At 43.7% G+C, this 18,613-nt stretch carries 14 protein-coding genes and 6 pseudogenes; 18 read left to right on the top strand and 2 right to left on the bottom strand.

The window, feature by feature from the left end:
* The first annotated feature begins 68 nt into the window (after positions 1-68).
* The 3 genes and pseudogenes from JCM14108_RS09935 to JCM14108_RS09925 all read left to right on the top strand — a co-directional run bounded on the left by JCM14108_RS09935 (position 69) and on the right by JCM14108_RS09925 (position 2,786).
* Positions 69-1,978 (top strand): annotated as a pseudogene (locus JCM14108_RS09935) (heavy metal translocating P-type ATPase).
* Positions 1,979-2,007: 29 nt separating this feature from the next.
* A complete protein-coding gene (locus tag JCM14108_RS09930; protein ID WP_035180608.1) occupies positions 2,008-2,229 on the top strand; it encodes a heavy-metal-associated domain-containing protein in 222 nt (73 codons plus the stop codon).
* A 13-nt stretch (positions 2,230-2,242) separates the two neighbouring features.
* Positions 2,243-2,786 (top strand): annotated as a pseudogene (locus JCM14108_RS09925) (ferritin-like domain-containing protein).
* Positions 2,787-3,360: 574 nt separating this feature from the next.
* Here the strand turns inward: JCM14108_RS09925 and JCM14108_RS09915 are convergent.
* Entirely contained in the window at positions 3,361-4,338 is a 978-nt protein-coding gene (locus tag JCM14108_RS09915; RefSeq protein ID WP_035180604.1) for an aldo/keto reductase, read from the bottom strand.
* Between the two features lie 338 nt (positions 4,339-4,676).
* On the opposite strand from JCM14108_RS09915, the gene purE reads away from it, so the two are divergent.
* The 11 genes and pseudogenes from purE to purD all read left to right on the top strand — a co-directional run bounded on the left by purE (position 4,677) and on the right by purD (position 16,213).
* Positions 4,677-5,165, top strand: coding sequence for a 5-(carboxyamino)imidazole ribonucleotide mutase (gene purE, locus JCM14108_RS09910; RefSeq protein WP_035180624.1), 489 nt, complete (start codon positions 4,677-4,679; stop codon positions 5,163-5,165).
* A pseudogene (purK, locus tag JCM14108_RS09905) lies at positions 5,146-6,277 on the top strand (5-(carboxyamino)imidazole ribonucleotide synthase). Before purE ends, purK begins: the two are co-directional and overlap by 20 nt.
* Position 6,278: 1 nt before the next feature.
* Positions 6,279-7,019: a phosphoribosylaminoimidazolesuccinocarboxamide synthase gene (purC, locus tag JCM14108_RS09900; protein WP_035180603.1), complete on the top strand. Its 741-nt coding sequence runs from the start codon at positions 6,279-6,281 to the stop codon at positions 7,017-7,019.
* Positions 7,019-7,282 (top strand): phosphoribosylformylglycinamidine synthase subunit PurS, encoded by a 264-nt coding sequence (gene purS / locus JCM14108_RS09895; protein WP_035180601.1) that lies wholly within the window; start codon positions 7,019-7,021, stop codon positions 7,280-7,282. The genes purC and purS overlap by 1 nt, the downstream gene beginning before the upstream one ends.
* Complete coding sequence (purQ, locus tag JCM14108_RS09890; RefSeq protein WP_035180599.1) at positions 7,279-7,965, top strand: phosphoribosylformylglycinamidine synthase subunit PurQ; 687 nt, start codon at positions 7,279-7,281, stop codon at positions 7,963-7,965. Before purS ends, purQ begins: the two co-directional genes overlap by 4 nt.
* Positions 7,958-10,192, top strand: a complete 2,235-nt coding sequence (purL, locus tag JCM14108_RS09885; RefSeq protein WP_035180598.1) for a phosphoribosylformylglycinamidine synthase subunit PurL — start codon at positions 7,958-7,960, stop codon at positions 10,190-10,192. Before purQ ends, purL begins: the two co-directional genes overlap by 8 nt.
* A complete protein-coding gene (gene purF, locus JCM14108_RS09880) occupies positions 10,177-11,622 on the top strand; it encodes an amidophosphoribosyltransferase (RefSeq protein WP_035180597.1) in 1,446 nt (481 codons plus the stop codon). Before purL ends, purF begins: the two co-directional genes overlap by 16 nt.
* A gap of 13 nt (positions 11,623-11,635) precedes the next feature.
* Positions 11,636-12,652: a phosphoribosylformylglycinamidine cyclo-ligase gene (gene purM / locus JCM14108_RS09875; RefSeq protein WP_035180595.1), complete on the top strand. Its 1,017-nt coding sequence runs from the start codon at positions 11,636-11,638 to the stop codon at positions 12,650-12,652.
* Positions 12,649-13,238 (top strand): annotated as a pseudogene (purN, locus tag JCM14108_RS09870) (phosphoribosylglycinamide formyltransferase). The gene purM and the pseudogene purN overlap by 4 nt, the downstream one beginning before the upstream one ends.
* The gene (gene purH, locus JCM14108_RS09865) at positions 13,238-14,767 is read left to right on the top strand and encodes a bifunctional phosphoribosylaminoimidazolecarboxamide formyltransferase/IMP cyclohydrolase (RefSeq protein WP_035180594.1); all 1,530 of its coding nucleotides are present in this window, start codon (positions 13,238-13,240) and stop codon (positions 14,765-14,767) included. The pseudogene purN and the gene purH overlap by 1 nt, the downstream one beginning before the upstream one ends.
* A gap of 201 nt (positions 14,768-14,968) precedes the next feature.
* Positions 14,969-16,213, top strand: a complete 1,245-nt coding sequence (purD, locus tag JCM14108_RS09860; RefSeq protein ID WP_035180593.1) for a phosphoribosylamine--glycine ligase — start codon at positions 14,969-14,971, stop codon at positions 16,211-16,213.
* Positions 16,214-16,320: 107 nt separating this feature from the next.
* Here purD and JCM14108_RS09855 read toward each other — a convergent pair.
* Positions 16,321-16,710: pseudogene (locus JCM14108_RS09855) on the bottom strand (tautomerase family protein).
* 584 nt (positions 16,711-17,294) lie between these two features.
* Between JCM14108_RS09855 and JCM14108_RS09850 the strand changes: the two are divergent.
* The 4 genes and pseudogenes from JCM14108_RS09850 to JCM14108_RS16290 all read left to right on the top strand — a co-directional run.
* Entirely contained in the window at positions 17,295-17,618 is a 324-nt protein-coding gene (locus tag JCM14108_RS09850; protein WP_035180590.1) for a hypothetical protein, read from the top strand.
* 124 nt (positions 17,619-17,742) lie between these two features.
* Positions 17,743-17,907: a hypothetical protein gene (locus JCM14108_RS14695; protein ID WP_160168511.1), complete on the top strand. Its 165-nt coding sequence runs from the start codon at positions 17,743-17,745 to the stop codon at positions 17,905-17,907.
* Between the two features lie 13 nt (positions 17,908-17,920).
* On the top strand, positions 17,921-18,136 hold the full coding sequence (locus tag JCM14108_RS09845; protein ID WP_035180589.1) for a hypothetical protein: 216 nt from the start codon (positions 17,921-17,923) through the stop codon (positions 18,134-18,136).
* 51 nt (positions 18,137-18,187) lie between these two features.
* Positions 18,188-18,433, top strand: a pseudogene (locus JCM14108_RS16290) (hypothetical protein); the annotation flags it as partial.
* Between the last annotated feature and the right edge of the window lie 180 nt (positions 18,434-18,613).

Raw genomic sequence — 18,613 nt, 5'->3', positions numbered from 1 at the left:
CTGCGTCAATTATTTTGTTTCAAATTCCCCATATACTTAATGTATCATATCGGGGAGGTAAAAATCACATGAAATTTCAACGTTATATTAATCAGCATACCAACCAAATTACATTAATAACAGCCGGCTTGATTGGCATCGGATTACTCGGAAGTCTGTTTCATACCGGGTGGCTTTATACGGTAGCGTTTATTGCGGCTTCCATCATTTCTGCCGTTCCAATTATGCTGCGGGCAATCTCGGCTTTGCGGTTTAAGACAATCAGTATTGAATTGTTAGTCAGTATTGCGGTGATTGGGGCCTTTATTATTGGTGAGTATAATGAATCTGCCATCGTAACCTTTCTGTTTCTTTTCGGGACTTTTTTGGAAAATAAGACGTTGGCCAAGACCCGTCATTCGATTAAGGATTTAACTGAAATGGCCCCGACAACGGCATTGGTTGTAGCTGATGACGGTCAGGTCGAAGAAACGGATGTTGATTTTGTGGATGTTGGTGACGTTGTCCTGGTTAAGACCGGGGCCCAAGTGCCGGTTGATGGTCAAATTGTGGCTGGTTCGGGAAACGTTAACGAGGCCAGCATTACAGGTGAGGCTAAACCAGCCGCTAAAGCAGTCGGTGATTCAGTTTATTCGGGGACCATTCTGGACAACGGTACCTTAAAAGTAAAAGCGGCGAAAGTTGGCGACGATACGACCTTTGGTAAAATTGTCGAATTGGTTGAAGACGCCCAGGATACCAAATCGCCGGCTGAAAAATTTATTGACCGGTTCGCGACGTATTATACGCCGGCGGTTCTGGTAATTGCGGCGTTGGTTGGAATTATCTTTTCGGACTTTCGGTTAGCAATTACGGTGCTGGTTCTGGGTTGCCCGGGAGCCCTGGTAATCGGTGCGCCGGTTTCCAACGTTGCCGGTATCGGAAACGGTGCCAAGCATGGGGTCCTGGTTAAGGGCGGCGACGTAATGAATACCCTAAGCCATGTTTCGACCGTCGTCTTTGATAAAACCGGAACGTTAACAGAAGGTAAAACTGCTGTGACCCATTTGCAGACTTACGGTGATCAACAAATTGGGTTACGATTGGCGGCAGCTGTTGAAAATCAGTCTGATCACCCACTGGCCAAAGCCGTGGTTGCGTTTGCCAAGTCAAAACAGCTTAAGTTTACCGACTTACGGGTTGTTTCAAGCAATACGATTAAGGGCCGCGGGATTGCGGCACAGGTTGCCCAACATCGAGTGTTGATTGGCAATCAACAACTGATGGCGGACAATCAAATCGAACTCTCGGATCGACAGACGGCAGATCTGCATCGAATTCAGCGCCAGGGTAGCTCTTCGGTAATTGTCGCGGTTGATAACGAGGTTCAGACGATTATTGGGATCTCGGATGTTATTCGAAGCGGCGTTAAAGAAAGCCTTCAGCAATTAAAGAAACTCGGTGTTAAGAAGATAGTGATGCTGACAGGGGATAACCAACTGACAGCGAAAGCCGTTGCCGAACAGCTTCAAATTGACGAGGTTCACGCAGAGTTATTGCCGGAGCAGAAAGTTACCTACGTTAAAGAATTTCAGGCTGCCGGCCAAGCAGTGGCGTTTGTTGGTGATGGCATTAATGACAGCCCTTCTCTGGCAACAGCTGATATTGGCATTGCGATGGGCAGCGGCACCGACGTGGCGGTTGAAACTTCCGACGTTGTCTGATGTCTTCGAGCTTTAATGAATTGGTTCACGCGTTTGGGTTGGCCAAGAAGACCGTCCTAAATACCAAAGAAAATATTGTCATTGCGGTTGGAACGGTTGCTTTTCTGCTGATTGGTTTGATTGCGGGCTACATCTACATGGCCAGTGGCATGTTGGTTCATGAAGCCAGCATTTTGGTTGTCATCTTTAACGCGATGCGGTTGATTCATTATCAAATAAAATCACCAAAAATTGATTTAGATCAAGTCGCCAATCAGCAAGTTAAGTTATCGTAGTGATAGTAAAGTAAATGGAGGTATTTGAAATGAGCAAAGCAATTTTACAATTGGATGCATTATCGTGCCCGTCATGCATGCAGAAAATTCAAGGGGCATTGGCTAAACAGGCCGGTGTTGAAACGGTTAAGGTACTGTTTAACGCGGCTAAGGTAAAAGCTGAATTTGACAGTGATCAAATTTCAGCGGACAAATTGGCAGAAACGGTTACCGATTTGGGTTATGACGTTAAATCAGTAAAGGTTAAATAACGGAGGAATCAATATGACAACACAAACACCGGAAAAATTATATGAGGCAGAAGTTAAGCAGGCGGATATCGACCACCATACCCCGACTGCCGGCGCTATGACCGGCCACATTGTTTCAAATCTGGTGGTACTGGCTGATAAGCTGCAACAGATAAAGTGGTATTTAAAAGGGTTGAACGCGGTCGCACTGAAACGGGTGGCAGCTGACTTGTTGACACAGGCTTACCAGCAAAAAGATGCCCTCGGATCGGTCTTGATTGACGAAAATTTATTAACACCGACAACCCAAAAGGAGTTTAGTGAGTACGCTATGCTTCAGGAAAACGGGCAAAACAAGTATCAAAAGGCGGAATGGCTGCTTGACGATTTGGTTCATGATTATGATACTTCGAACTTGTTTGTTACCCGGGCAATTAAATTGGCTGTAAAGGAAGATCGGCCAGTACTGGCGCAACGGCTGACGTCGCTTTTGGGCGAAAACAATCACAATATTGCTTCATTGCAGGCACTTTTGCAGAACACCCAGAGAAGGTTTGGATGAGGAAGACGATGATTAGTTGAATGATTATCAAAAAGAAACAATCTAAGATTAGTTCCGGGCTGAGGCAAAGTAAAAGCTGTCCAGCCTTTTTTTGATGCCATTCTAATTGGCGTCGGCTACTCATTTATTTAATGTCCATTCAATATAACTGACCGTTATGGCAATCCAAATCACCAGCAGGCTGATTGACACCCAAGTTGGAATTACCAGCAGATAATTAAGAACTGTCAAAATCGCGAGCGTTGGCAAAGAAATACCATAACCGATTTTTTGAGCCCGCTGCCAGTTTTCGGTTGATTTGTATGCTGAAGCGTTCGAAAGCCGATGACGTGTGAAATCTTTGCTGGGTTTGCTCTGAAGTAACAGTATCCCAGTACCATGACAACAAATAAAATCGTAAAAAGTGAGTTCATTTGAATTGCCTCCCGGAAAGAATTACCTATAGTATAGGCGTCGTTTAGCCACAATCCAGTAAATCAACTTGAAACCTAATACTAAAAACCGATGCCCCAAATCCCTGCAAAGGGACTGGGCATCGGTTTTTAGATTAGCTTGGTTGAATCGGCTGATTTAAGCAGATAAACCGATGTTTACCAAAGATATTCAACCGGATTTTTAATGTATTTATTATAGACATCTCGAACAATTGCCATTTGATCATCGGTTAGAGCAGGCAATTCGGCTGCAGTAGTATTACGGTCGATTTGAGTCGGATTGCTGGCACCGGGAATCACGGCTGAAACTGCATCATACATCAAAATAAAACGTAAAGCTGTTGCGGCCAGGTTATCGGTTCCGAGGCGCTCCTTTAACTCATTGGCAGCTTTAATACCGGTCAGGTAATCCACACCGGAGAAGGTCTCGCCTTTGTCAAAAAGTTGGCCGTTACGATTGGTGGTTCGGTGATCTTCGGGGGCAAATTTGGTATCGGCCGTGTACTTGCCGGTTAGTAGGCCACTGGCTAAAGGTACTCGGGCCAAAACGCCAATGTTATGTTTTTTGGCCAAATCAAAGAACAGGTTGGCCGGTCGTAATCTGAACATATTGAAAATAATCTCTACGGCCGAAATATCGTAGGACATTGCCTTAATAGCCTCTTCGACCCGCTCAACGCTGACACCGTAATGCTTGATTTTACCCGCTTTTTTGAGTTGATCCAGTGTGAAGAAGGTTTCAGGCATGTAGTAAACGCTCATTGGTGGACAGTGAAGCAGGACACAGTCCAGCGCCTCAACGCCCATATTTTTTAGGGATTCATTTACATAGCGGGTCAAATGATCCGGATTAAAATGCGCAACGCTAAGCGGCTCTTCCTTTCGACCGATTTTGGTCGTAAAGTGAACGTCCGGATGGGCTTTAACAAATTCACCAACGGCTTGTTCACTCTTGCCGCCTTGGTAACCATCGGCGGTATCAAAGAAATTAACGCCATGGTCATAAGCTTCAGCAAGCGTTTCACGGGCATCTTTTGGATCAAATGGCGTTCCCCATTTACCACCCAATTGCCAGGTCCCAAGTGAGACCTCACTGATTGAATAGCCGGTTTTGCCAAATTTACGGAATTTCATGAAAAAACCTCCTCAAATTTACAAACTAGCTTTATTTTACCATCTCCCAGGAACTTCTAGATGAAAATTTGATGAAGCTTGGGATACTTGCAAAATACGAACAATTAAATTAATGTTACAAAACCAGTTCGCATTTTCCGTTAACATAGCGTCGGAGTTATTCAAATCGTTAAAGGAATGTCAAACGAGGTAATTTTATCTATTTTTTCCGAACAATCACATATAATGTAAACTTTTTATTGAAATTATACAGTAAAACACGAACTTTGGGTATTGACTTACGCATCAATGTTAAGTATTATTTAGACACAAAATAATTTAAAAGGTGAGTGGTTATGATGGCAAACGTCGTTGGCGTTGCAATGGGATCAATCTCGGATTGGCCGACAATGAAATTGGCATGTCAGCAATTGGATAACTTGGGGATTGCGTATGAAAAGCACGTAATATCAGCACATCGTATGCCTGATGAACTCCAGGAATTCGGTAAAACCGCACGGGATAAAGGGCTGAAAGTCATTATTGCCGGTGCCGGTGGCGCTGCTCATTTACCGGGGATGATCGCTGCTAATACGACATTGCCAGTCATCGGGGTACCAATCAAAACCCGAACATTAAATGGTGTTGATTCATTGCTTTCGATTGTCCAAATGCCATTTGGTGCACCGGTTGCCACCGTTAGTATCGGTGAGTCCGGTGCTAAGAACGCCGCTTTACTGGCTGCTCAGATTTTGGGCGTTGATAACCAATCAATTCAGCAAAAACTTTTAGATTTGAAGCAGAAACAACGAGTGGAGGCCAAAAACAGTGAGCAGCAATTCGATTAAGCAGATTTTACCACCAGCAACGATTGGCATTGTTGGCGGCGGTCAATTGGGGCAAATGATGGCATTGATTGCCAAGTCAATGGGTTATAAAGTTGGCATTCTTGATCCAACACCACAGGCGCCGGCTGGCCAGGTTGCCGACTTTCAAATCGTTGCCGAATATGACGACGTTGACTCACTGATGAAACTTGCCGACAAGAGTGATGTTTTGACGTATGAATTTGAAAATGTTGACGAACAGGCTTTATTAAAGGCTAAAAAAGTTGCCGAATTACCGCAAGGAGTTGAGCTGCTTCACATTACCGGTGAACGGTTAAATGAGAAAAGCTTCCTAAAAGATGCCGGTATTCCGGTCACTGAATTCGCGGCGGTCACAGATGCGGCTTCCATGAATGCGGCCGTTGAAAAAGTTGGCTATCCCGCTATCTTAAAGACAGTTTCGGGTGGCTATGATGGTCATGGTCAAATAGATATCAATAATCCCCGGGACGTGAAGCAGGCTGCCGAACTCTATACCAAAGCCCAGTGTATCCTTGAAGCTCGGCAGGAATTCATTGCTGAAGCTTCGGTAATGGTAACCCGGGATGTTAACGGGCAGGTCATTACTTTCCCGTTAGTTGAAAATCGACATAAAAACCATATCCTTCATACAACCATCGCACCGGGACGATTTTCAAAAACCATTCATCAAAAAGCCCATGATTATGCGGAAATTATTGCTAACAAACTTGATTTATACGGTGTTTTGGGTATCGAATTATTTGTTATCGATGATCAGGACTTGATGGTTAACGAATTGGCACCGCGCCACATAATTCAGGCCACTATACCATTGAGGCCTGCAATATTTCTCAGTTTGAAGCACATATTCGAAGCATCTGCGGTCTGCCGATTCCACAAATTACGCAAAAAGAACCGGCAGTTATGCGCAACCTGCTTGGTGAAGACTTAACGCTTGCCAGAAATCTATTGAAAGAGCATTCGGAATGGCATTTTCATGATTATGGCAAAGCGGAAATTCGGCCTCAACGCAAAATGGGTCACGTGACGTTTTAGGCAATGATATTGACCAGTTACTGAAATCAACCGACATGTTAAAGGGAGAAAATTAAAATGACTGAAATCGCAGATATTGAAAAGAAGGATTTACTGTATAAAGGCAAGGCTAAGGAAATGTTTACAACCAATGATCCGGATATCATGTGGGTTCACTATATGGATCAGGTAACAGCATTCAATGGTAAGAAAAAAGTTCAAATGCAGGGAAAAGGTCAAACCAACTGTGAGATTTCATCATTGATTTTTACTGATTTGGCCAAGCATGGTATTGAAAATCATTTTATCAAGCAATTGGATACTAATAATCAGCTGGTTAAGCGGGTTAAGATTATTCCATTGGAAACGGTTGTCCGCAACTTTGCTTCCGGTAGTTTTGAAAAGCGTTATGGTGTTAAACACTTAATGAAATTTGAGAAGCCGGTTACCGAATTCTTCTACAAGAGTGATGAATTAAACGATCCTTTCATCAACGATTTCGATGCTGAAGCATTAAAAGTCGCAACAGAAGATCAAATGAATCGGATTCGGGAAATTGCGTTAAAAGTCAATGACCGTTTAAAAGAAATTTTTGCTGAAATGGCCGTTGATTTGGTCGATTTCAAAGTTGAGTTCGGAACAACCAGCGATGGCCAGTTGATCTTGGCAGATGAAATTTCGCCTGACAGCTGCCGGTTGATTGATCGAAAGACAAAGAAGTCATTGGATAAAGATGTTTTCAGAAAAGGTTTGGGTGCTTTAGTACCGGTCTATAAGGAACTGCTTGGTCGTTTGGAAAAAGTGGAGGATGTTCAATAATGGCTTTGGTAAAAGTATACGTTAACTATAAAAAATCAATTTTAAATCCTGAAGCGCAGGCCATTCAAAAGGCGCTCGGCCGATTGGGTTATGACAATATTGATGATCTGAAACTTGGGAAATATTTTGAAATCACGGTTGCCGATGGCATTTCCAAAGGTGATTTGGATAAAGAAATTAATGAGATTTGTGACAAAATGCTGGCAAACTACAACATGGAAAATTATCACTATGAAATTGTTGAAACGGAGGCTGCTCAATGAAATTTGCAATCCTTGCGTTCCCAGGTTCCAACTGTGAAATGGATCTGTACTACGCGATTCAAGACATTATGAAGGAAGAAGTCGAGTTGGTTTCTTATAAGAAAGATTCGTTGGCAGGATTTGACGCTGTTTTAATTCCCGGCGGTTTTTCATACGGTGACTATCTTCGCAGTGGCGCGATTGCCCGCTTTTCACCAATTATTCCGGCTTTACGGGAGTTTGCCAAAAGCGGTAAACCGGTTCTGGGAATCTGCAATGGATTTCAGATTTTAACGGAGGCCGGTTTGTTGCCAGGCAGCCTGCAAAAAAATGTTTCAGCCAAGTTCATTTGTAAGCCGGAGCCACTGGTTGTGAACAATGCTGATTCCATGTTTTCAAGCACGTTTAAGCTCGCACAAATTATTAATCTGCCAATTGCCCATGGTGATGGCAATTACTATTGTGATCAAGAAACGTTGAAACAGTTAATTGCCAATGATCAGATTATTTTCAAATATCGCAACAACCCCAACGGCAGTGTTGCCAACATTGCCGGAATTACCAATAAAGCCGGGAACGTTTTGGGCATGATGCCCCATCCGGAAAGAGCCGTTGAAGACATTTTGGGCTCCAGCGATGGCGTTGGGATCTTTCAGTCAATCGTCAACTATGCAAAAAGTCGAGAGGTAGTCGCTCATGGATAAAGTAATCAGTCAGCCGGTTGAAGCAACACCGGAACAAATCAAGGATCAAAAGCTCTATCAGTCAATGGGACTTTCCGATCATGAATATCATTTGATTAAAGACGAAGTTCTTCATCGCCTGCCCAATTATACTGAAGTCGGCCTTTTCTCCGGGATGTGGAGTGAACATTGTTCATATAAGAACTCCAAACCGGTTTTGAAAAAATTCTATACCAAGGGTGACCGGGTCGTTAAAGGTCCGGGTGAAGGAGCCGGTATCATCGACATCGGTGATAATCAAGGCGTCGTTTTTAAAGCTGAAAGCCATAATCACCCTTCAGCAGTTGAACCATTCCAAGGCGCAACCACTGGTGTTGGCGGCATTCTGCGAGATATCTTTTCAATGGGGGCCCGACCGATTGCCTGTCTTGACAGTTTGCGTTTCAGCGCCCCTAAGATCGATGAAGACCGTTACTTTATTTCTCAGATTGTAGCTGGAATCAGTTCTTATGGTAACTGTATCGGTGTGCCAACCGTTGGCGGCGACACGACTTTCGATGATGCTTATGAACACAATCCACTGGTTAACGTTATGTGTGTTGGCTTGATGGATTTGGACAAGATCGAAGTTGGCGCGGCAGCCGGTGTTGGTAACAGTATTGTCTACGTTGGTGCTAAAACCGGTCGCGATGGTATTAACGGGGCTTCGTTTGCCTCCTTCCAATTCGATTCAGAACACGAGAGTCAACGTTCAGCGGTTCAAGTTGGTGATCCGTTTACTGAAAAGTTGGTAATGGAAGCCTGCTTAGACGTTATTAACAACCATGCTGAATCTTTGATTGGGATTCAGGATATGGGGGCCGCCGGTTTGGTTTCATCATCAGCCGAAATGGGTTCTAAAGCTGGCGGTAACGGTATGTTGCTTGACTTGGACCTGGTACCGCAGCGGGAAGCCAACATGACCCCGTTTGAATTAATGCTGTCGGAGTCACAGGAAAGAATGCTGTTGTGCGTGAAGGCCGGTCATGAAGATGAAGTTTTAAAGGTCTTCGCAGACCACGGTGTCGACGCTGTCGTTATCGGCTACGTTACTGAAGGCGACCGCTATCAATTGCAGCACCACGGTAAATTGGTTGCCGATGTACCGGTTGATTCATTGGCTTCGCAGGCCCCGGTTTATCATCGTGAATCAGAAATGCCGGCTCACTTAAAGACCGCTGAACCAACTCAATTTGACCCGATTATTAAGAATCCAACCGCGGTATTGAAGCAAATGCTGACGCAGCTGACGATTGCTTCAAAGGAAAGCATTTATCAAACCTACGATACCCAAGTGCAAACCAACACGGTGGTTGCTCCCGGATCGGATGCGGCAGTTGTGCGGGTTCGCCATTATGATAAAGCTTTAGCAATTACGACCGATGTGAATGGACGTTACCTGTACTTGAATCCAAGAATCGGCGGTCAAATGGCGGTTGCTGAAGCTGCCAGAAACATTGTGGCTTCCGGCGCGGTGCCACTGGGCATTACCGATTGCTTGAATTTTGGCAATCCGGAAAAGCCCGATCAATTCTATGAGTTGGATCAGGCGGTCATGGGGATGAGCGATGCTTGTGAAAAATTCAAGACGCCGGTTATTTCCGGTAACGTTTCTTTGAATAATGAGTATGATAATGTCCCGATTTATCCAACACCAATGGTCGGGATGGTTGGCCTGATTAAAGGCTTGAAGCATGTTACAACGCAAGACTTCAAGCAAGCCGGTGACTTGGTTTATGTGATTGGCAAAACTGAAGCCGGCTTTAACGGGTCCCAAATCCAGAAAATGCAGACTGGTGGGATTTCCGGTCAATTATTTGACTTTGATTTGGATTATGAGGCTCAAATGCAACAGTTGGTTACCAAGGCCATTGAAAATGATTTGGTTCAAAGTGCCCATGATGTTTCCGAGGGTGGGTTAATTACAGCGATTGCTGAAAGCACATTTGGCAATTTACTGGGCGTAGATTTCGCCAGTGATTTGAACGTCAAGCAATTCTTCTCGGAAAGCCAATCCCGATTTGTCGTTTCAATCGCACCGAAAAACCAAGCAGCTTTTGAAAAGTTAATGGGTCAAAATGCTGTTCGACTAGGGAAAGTAACTGATGATAACCATTTATTTGTTTCTGCAGCTGACGGCTACTTTGATCTGGACGTCGACGAAGCTTTCAAGCTTTGGAAGGGAGCACTGCCATGCAGTCTGAAGTAAAAAGTTTAAATGAGGAATGTGGTATTTTCGGTGTTTGGGGGACACCGGACGCAGCCCGTTTAACATACATCGGCTTGTTTGCCCTTCAACATCGGGGACAAGAAGGTGCCGGCATTACTGTTAATCATGATGGTGAGTTGCGAACCAAGCGGGGCTTTGGACTTTTAACCGATGTCTTTGATTCGCCCAACGCTGTTGCCAATTTGGACGGTGACGCCGCAATTGGTCACGTTCGCTATTCGACGGCCGGTAGTAATCTGCTGGAAAATATTCAGCCGCTGCCATTTAATTTTAGCGACACGCAATTTGCTTTGGCCCATAATGGTAACCTGACTAATGCCATTTCAATTCGAAAACAGTTGGAGGATCGGGGAGCCATCTATCATTCAAGCTCGGATACCGAGAATCTGATGCATTTAATTCGTCTCAGTCAGGCACCGGATTTGGATGGTCAGGTCAAAGAAGCGCTCAATATTATTAAGGGCGGATTTGCTTATTTGATTATTACCAAAGACCGGCTGTACGCGGCACTTGATCCAAATGGCTTTCGTCCATTAGTTGTCGGTCAATTACCCAACGGTGCTTACGTTGTCTGCAGCGAAACTTGTGCATTGGACGCTGTCGGCGCCAAGTTTAAATTTGATGTTCAGCCGGGGCAGTTAATTAAGATTGATGATACTGGTATCACAATCGATCAGTATACCGATGACACGCAGTTATCGATTTGCTCAATGGAATTTATCTACTTTGCCCGACCAGATTCCGACATTTACGGGGTTAACGTTCATTCTGCCCGTAAGCGCATGGGGGCCATGTTAGCTAAGGAACAGCCCGCTGATGCCGATATCGTAACCGGGGTTCCGAATTCGTCCCTTTCGGCGGCAATGGGATACGCTGAAGCGGCCGGACTACCTTATGAGATGGGGCTGGTCAAGAACCAATATTCAGCTAGGACGTTTATTGAACCAACCCAGGAACTTCGTGAGCAGGGTGTTAATATGAAGCTGTCCGCGGTTAAAGGTGTTGTCAAAGGTAAACGGGTGGTCCTGGTAGATGATTCGATTGTCCGGGGAACAACCAGTCGGCGAATTGTTAAATTGCTTAAGGACGCCGGCGCGGCCTCCGTTCATTTGCGGATTGCCTCACCACCGTTGCGATACCCGTGTTTTTATGGGATTGATATTCAGCACGCTAGTGAATTAATTGCCGCTAATCATAGTATTGAAGAAATGCGACAGATTTTTGATGCTGATTCACTTGGCTTTTTGAGCGTTGATAGTTTGATCAAGGCGGTTAATTTAAAAACCAATGCGCCTAATAAGGGACTGTGTGTTGCCTACTTCGATGGCAAGTATCCAACACCACTCTATGATTATCAAAAAGAGTACGATCGGGATCAAGCTCAACTACACGCTGCCAAAATGAGATGAGAGGGAAATCAAAATGGATGCCTACAAAAAGGCCGGTGTTGATATTAATGCCGGGTATAAATTAGTTGATGAAATTAAAAAATTATCCCATAATGACGCGCTGGGAGCCTTTGGCGGCATGTTTCCGTTGGCTTTAGGCCAGTATAAAAAGCCGGTCCTGGTTTCCGGAACTGATGGTGTTGGTACCAAACTATTAGTCGCCATTCAGGCGGGCCTGCACGAAACAATCGGGATTGATCTGGTGGCCATGTGTGTTAATGATGTCTTGGCACAGGGAGCTAAACCACTTTTCTTCCTGGATTATCTGGGCATCGGTCATCTGGATCAGACTCAAGCCAAAGAAATTCTGACCGGTGTGGTTAACGGGGTTTCTCAAGCAGGCGCTAAGCTGGTTGGCGGTGAAACAGCAGAAATGCCGGATATGTATCAACACGGTCACTACGATTTAGCCGGTTTCACCGTCGGCATTGCGGATCAGGACAAGTTATTGAAAACAACCGATCTTCAGGCTGGTGACGTTCTGCTGGGATTGGCTTCCAATGGCCTTCATTCCAATGGATTTAGTTTGGTACGGGATATCTTGTTTAAACAGCACCATTATTCGTTGGATGATCGCCTGCCGGGATGCAAATTGGATTTAAAGCACGAATTACTGCGGCCAACCCGGATTTATGTCAAATCGGTTTTACCATTGATCGATCAGGGATTGATTCAATCAATTGCCCACATTACCGGCGGTGGGTTGATTGAAAACGTTGGTCGGATTTTGCCGGCTGATTTGAATGCCGAGTTTGACTCAACTAGTTGGAAGATGCCGGCGATTATGAAAAAATTGCAGACAATCGGTCAATTGTCATTTGAGGATATGACCAACACTTTCAATTTAGGATTGGGAATGGTTTTGGCTGTTCGACCGGCAGATAAATCGCAGGTTATGGCTGAGCTGAAAAAGGCCGGTGAGACAGTTTATCAGGTTGGTAAATTAGTAACCGGTTCGAAAAAAGTTGTCATTCGAGAGGACGCGTTATGAAATCAAACGTTAAAAACATTGCCATCTTTGCTTCGGGAGAGGGGACTAATTTTACCGCTCTTTGTGAATCGTTTAAAAAAGAGGGCCTGCCGATTAACGTGAAACTGCTGGTCTGTGATCACCGAAAGGCCAATGTGTTGAATCGGGCCAAAAAGGAAGGTGTGCCGACGTTCGTAATTAATTTTAAGGATTATCCGGACAAGGCCGCAGCCGAAAAGGTGATCGCCGAAAAATTGGCGGAAAATGAAATTGGTTTTATCCTGTTGGCCGGCTATATGCGAATTATTGGACCGACGTTATTGGCAAAGTATGAAGGAAAAATTGTTAATATTCATCCGGCATTATTGCCGAAGTTTCCCGGTCGTCACGGAATTGAAGATGCCTACCAAGCGGGAGTTAGCGAAACCGGTGTGACGATTCACTGGTGGATTCAGGCATTGATTCGGGAAAAGTCATTGCCCAGCGCACGGTGCCGGTGTATAAAGATGATAAGCTGAGTGAACTTGAGCAGCGAATTCACGCTACCGAACATCAATTATATCCAGAGGTAGTCAAACAACTATTAGAAAGAGGAGAAATATCATAATGGCTAGAAGAGCTCTGTTAAGTGTTTCCGACAAAACTAATTTGGTTGATTTTGCAAAACAGTTAAAAGAATTGGACTTTGAAATTGTTTCAACTGGTGGGACCAAGAAGGCCCTTGAAGCGGGCGGTGTTGAAGTAACGGGTGTTGAAGAAGTTACTGGTTTTCCGGAAATGCTGGATGGCCGGGTAAAAACCCTTCACCCAAAGATTCACGCCGGCTTGTTGGCTAGACGTGACGACCCTGACCATATGAAACAATTAAAGGATGCCGGTATTACACCGATTGATTTGGTGGCAGTCAATCTGTATCCATTCAAACAAACAATTGAAAAGCCTGAAACAACGCAAGCCCAAGCGATTGAACAAATCGATATTGGTGGGCCTTCCATGCTGCGGGCAGCCGCCAAAAACTTTGCCGGTGTTTTGACGATTGTTGATCCGCAAGATTATCAACCGGTTGTTGATGCTTTGAAGGCTCATAGTGATGATGACGCCTTTAGAAAACATTTGGCTGCCAAAGTATTCAGACACACAGCTGCTTATGATGCCATTATTTCAAATTACTTAACCGAAGAAGAATTTCCAGATCAATTAACGTTGACCTACGAGAAGCAACAAAGCCTTCGGTATGGTGAAAACAGTCACCAAAAGGCTGCTTTCTACCGGAACCCGATTCCTTCGAAGCTGTCGATTATTACCAAGCAACTTCATGGAAAAGAACTCTCATTCAACAACATTAAGGATGCCAATGCAGCATTGAACATGGTTAGTGAATTTGACGATCCGTGTGTTGTTGCTATGAAACATATGAATCCGTGCGGTGTCGGGACTGCCGATACAATCAGCCAGGCTTGGGATGAGGCCTACGAATCTGATCCAATGTCCATTTTTGGTGGAATTGTTGCCGTTAACCGGGAAGTAGATGCCGAAACAGCTGAAAAGATGCACAAAATCTTCTTGGAAATTGTGATTGCCCCATCCTTTAGCGATGAAGCCTTTAAGATTTTGGCTAAGAAGAAGAATATCCGGTTACTACAGGCTGATTTGAGCCATCGCGATCAACCGGACCGGTTTGAAACGATCTCGGTTAGTGGTGGGATGTTGATTCAAGAATCTGATCATCAGGTTGATCAAATTCCAGATTTCAAGGTGGTTACCAAGACCCAACCAACGGCGCAACAATTAAAGGCGCTTCAATTTGGTCAGCACGTTGTGAAATTTGTTAAAAGTAATGCTGTGGTTGTCACCACTGATACCAAAACCTTGGGTGTTGGCATGGGCCAGCCAAACCGAATTGATTCAGCAAAGATTGCGATTCAAAAGGCAATGCCAAAAGATGGTTACGAAAACGCAATTATGGCTTCGGATGCTTTCTTCCCAATGGATGACTGCGTGAAGTATGCCGCTCAGCACGACATTAAAGCAATTATCCAACCCGGCGGCAGTATCCGGGATAAGGATTCAATTGCAATGGCTGATAAGTACGGCATCGCAATGGTAACAACGGGAGTAAGGCACTTCAGACATTAGTGTGTGGAGCTAACCTGGGACAAACCGGAGTGTAAGCTGACAGGCAGTAAATTCCTGATTCTGGAATTTGATGGCTGTTAGTTTACATGCAGGTTTGTGGTTAGCGGAGCAGTCCTAAAACAGTGTGCGGAGCAAAGCGGTTATCACCAAGTCGGCTTTTCGCCCCTTGGTTACATAGTCAAAACAAAGGAGAGATTGAAATTGGCAAACGTTCTCGTTATTGGATCAGGTGCGCGTGAACACGCAATTGCAGCAGCATTTAAAAAGAGTCCTCAGGTTGACCATGTTTATTGTGCCCCTGGTAATCCGGGGATGAAGAAAGACGGGATTGAGTTGGCAGCGATCGACGAAACCGATTTTAAAAAATTGGGTGACTTTTCTGAAAGCCATCAAATTGATCTGGCTTTTGTCGGTCCGGAAGTCCCATTGGCAATGGGGGCAGTTGATACCCTTCAGAAGCGGGGCCTAAATGTTTTCGGTCCCGGTCAGGCATCTGCCTGCCTGGAAAGTGACAAGACGTTTGCCAAACGCTTTATGAAGCGAAATGGTATTCCGACTGCCGATTTTGAAACCTTTACGGATTACGATAAGGCGGCTGCTTATGCTGAAAAACAATCGTTGCCTTTGGTAGTTAAAGAAAACGGTTTGGCGGCCGGTAAGGGTGTCACAATTGTGACCCAGCGGGCCGATGTTAACCCGTTGCTTCGAAGTGAATTGGAAAAGTCCGGTGAAATTTTGATTGAACAATATCTAACGGGCGAGGAATTCTCACTGATGTTGTTTGTGGGTGGCGATAAACGCGTTATCCTGCCGATTTCTCAGGACCATAAGAAAATCCATGAAGGCGAAACGGGCCCGAATACTGGTGGCATGGGGGCTTACTCACCGGTTCCCCACATTACGGACGAAGTATTGGCGGAAACCATTAAGACGGTTGTGGATCCAACAATGGCCGGCCTTAAGAACGAAGGCTTGGAATTTGCCGGGACAATTTATATCGGCTGCATGCTGACTGACGATGGTATTAAAGTCATTGAATATAACGTTCGATTGGGAGACCCTGAAACCCAGGTACTGCTGCCGCAATTAAAGAGTGATTTTTACCAGGTTATTACTGACTTGATTGATCACAAATTACCGGATATGCAATGGCAGGAAACGGATTATTACTTGGGTGTTGTGGTGGCAGCTCCAGGATATCCGAAAGCCCCGCAGCAGGATATCCCGCTGCCGGCACTGCCGGACAACGTTTACTATGCCGGTGTAACCAGTGATAATCAAAAACTATTCAGTTCGGGCGGTCGTATTTTTACGATTGTTGATCATGCCAAAACATTGCAGGCGGCTCAGGATAAGGTTTACGCAGAATTAGCCAAGATTAATCTCGCTGATTTTTATTACCGAAAGGACATTGGATTTAGAGATTTGGCGAAGAGTCGCGTTTAACCGCATGTTAATCCTAAGAACAATAAAATAACTTTTAAATGAAAAATAGGCCAAGTACTCCACGGAACTTTATCGGGGATATACTTGGCTTATTTAATTTGGTATTATCAGAGCTCACCGGTTAAAAATTGCGCTTTTCCCAGCCCAAAGCTCCAGTCTTCATCACTATTAACGATCAGGCTGACAACAACGTCTTCTTTTCGCATGCCCAGCTGCTCATGAAGTTGATTAACCAGTTCCTGATAAAAATGTTGCTTTTACTCAGTGGTTCGTGGACGGGTGACCAAGTTGAAAATAATAACTTTATCCGTTCTTTTAATTCCCAAACCGGTATCCAGAACCGGCATTTCATATGGTTCATGTTGCGTGACGACTTGATAACGATCACCATCGGGAGCACCAAATGCTTTCAGCATCACGTGATAGGAAATATCTAAAACCTGTTTGATTTCAGCTTGGCTTCGACCTTTAAGCATATCGATTCGCATTAATGGCATTGTAAATCCCTCCAAACGTAATATGCATGTTAATAACTATGCTTAGCTTAAAACAAATTGAGGCGATGGCGGGAGATTTTGCCCTGGAAATCTGATTTAGTTATATGCAGGATTTTATTAATCATTTTCGAACTTTTGGGTAACCAGAATTATTTTCTGTTGTGGCCACATTTATCAATATTTTGATGTGAAAGATTAGAACCAGAGAAACCTGTTTTGCGATAACTCAGTTATTCAATGCCGTGTCTAAAAAATAATGGGATTTATTTTTGGACTTATTGCCGCCTGGAATAAAAACCAAATCATATTTTTGCTCGTTTTCAGAATAGACCTATTTCCCTTGTGGCGCTGACAGATTCCTGTGTAAATAAATGCAACTCCCCATGATATATGCATAGCTTATCAGTCTTACATATGTAAAATATGTAGCACATTTCCAGCATAATATATAATATGATGTTAATTATAAATGGGGATAAAATTACCAGTCAGTATTGACAGATGAACGGTGCTAGCCTATAACAGATTTGAAGATATTAATACCATTATGTAATATCTTTATCAAAACGAGGGGAAGTCATTATATGTCCAAAAAGTTTGCTTCACTACTAATGGGGGTAGTAGTTACATTATCATTAAGCGGAAGCTTTTTGCTTTCAAATTACAATGTCGCAGCGGATATAAAAGCAGAAGTAAAGGTAAATAAAGTCGGGATTCCAACATCGCACAAGATAACGCCAGCTTCCAAAACGACAATAACAGGTAAGCAACCAGCAGCTGTCAAGCCGCAAAGTCAGTCAACTAAGAAAACTACTAGCGCAAACGGAGATAATCCCAAAACGGCGACGTATATGCTAAAAAAATCGTCGAAAAAAAAAGACAAGCGTTCAGATTACAAAGAAGAATAAAGCAAAAGTAAAGATCATAAGCCAAAAACAGTTAAAGAAGCTGATTAAGAAGCAAAAGGTTCCAAGCACAAAGAAATTAAAAGCCGATGTTCAAAAAAAATATGGTATTAAAAAGGGATCAAAAATGCAAGATGTATATGTTGTTGTTAAAAAGAAAACCCCAAATTCTAAGAAAGCCAGTAAACAGATAAAAGATAATAGAAGTGTTAAGAATGGGAGAACAACACAAGTAGTTAACAATAATAATGGCGCTAGTAAAAAAATCCTAGCCAAGCCAACACAACACTGATGGCGTTGGAACGTTGGTAACTATTATTGCAGCTTCGCCGACGGACGTTAATGATACTGCTGCGCCTGCTTCTAATACCAATGCTACTCCAGCATCAACAGGAATAACCAGCACAATCATTGATAAAAAGTACCCTAAACAAAAATGTTGTCAACTCAAGGTAATTGAGTTTGATACTAAACGATTCAACGCCAAACAATTCAACACAAAGCTTATTAGGAACGGGTAGTGCAACAGGAGCAAAAAACGAAAAGGATGTCGACCAGCTAACGAAAGATACGGAAGAGAAGCGGTTTCTTATGCGTATCACCACATGTACAAGAAACATAATCCGAGTTATAAAATAACGGGTAATCTGTGTAAAGAAAATCCGAATTATTGCTCAAAATACGTTTATCTTGCCTATCGGCGTGGGACACATCATAAAGCTGTAAAGCAGGGACCTGGTTTTTGGTTTATTAGCCCACGTAAAATGCAAACTTACTTCGTAAAGAAGCCTAAAGATATCGCAAGTGTTAGATATTAAGAGGGTGTAATTGTGAAACAGTTTTTAACCACCAAATTTCATGGAATTAATGTCTTGGTACTAAGCCTGTTCACTTTGTTATTAATATATTCACCTTTAAGTAGCAGTGTGGATTTTTGGTTCTCAGATCATGCGTATTTTCCTGTTCTGAAAAATTTAAGTGAGGAATTTCTGTATTAT

This window comes from Lentilactobacillus farraginis DSM 18382 = JCM 14108 (assembly GCF_000583655.1).
GTDB classification, from domain to species: Bacteria; Bacillota; Bacilli; order Lactobacillales; family Lactobacillaceae; genus Lentilactobacillus; species Lentilactobacillus farraginis.
This window is presented reverse-complemented; position numbering and strand designations above follow the sequence as displayed.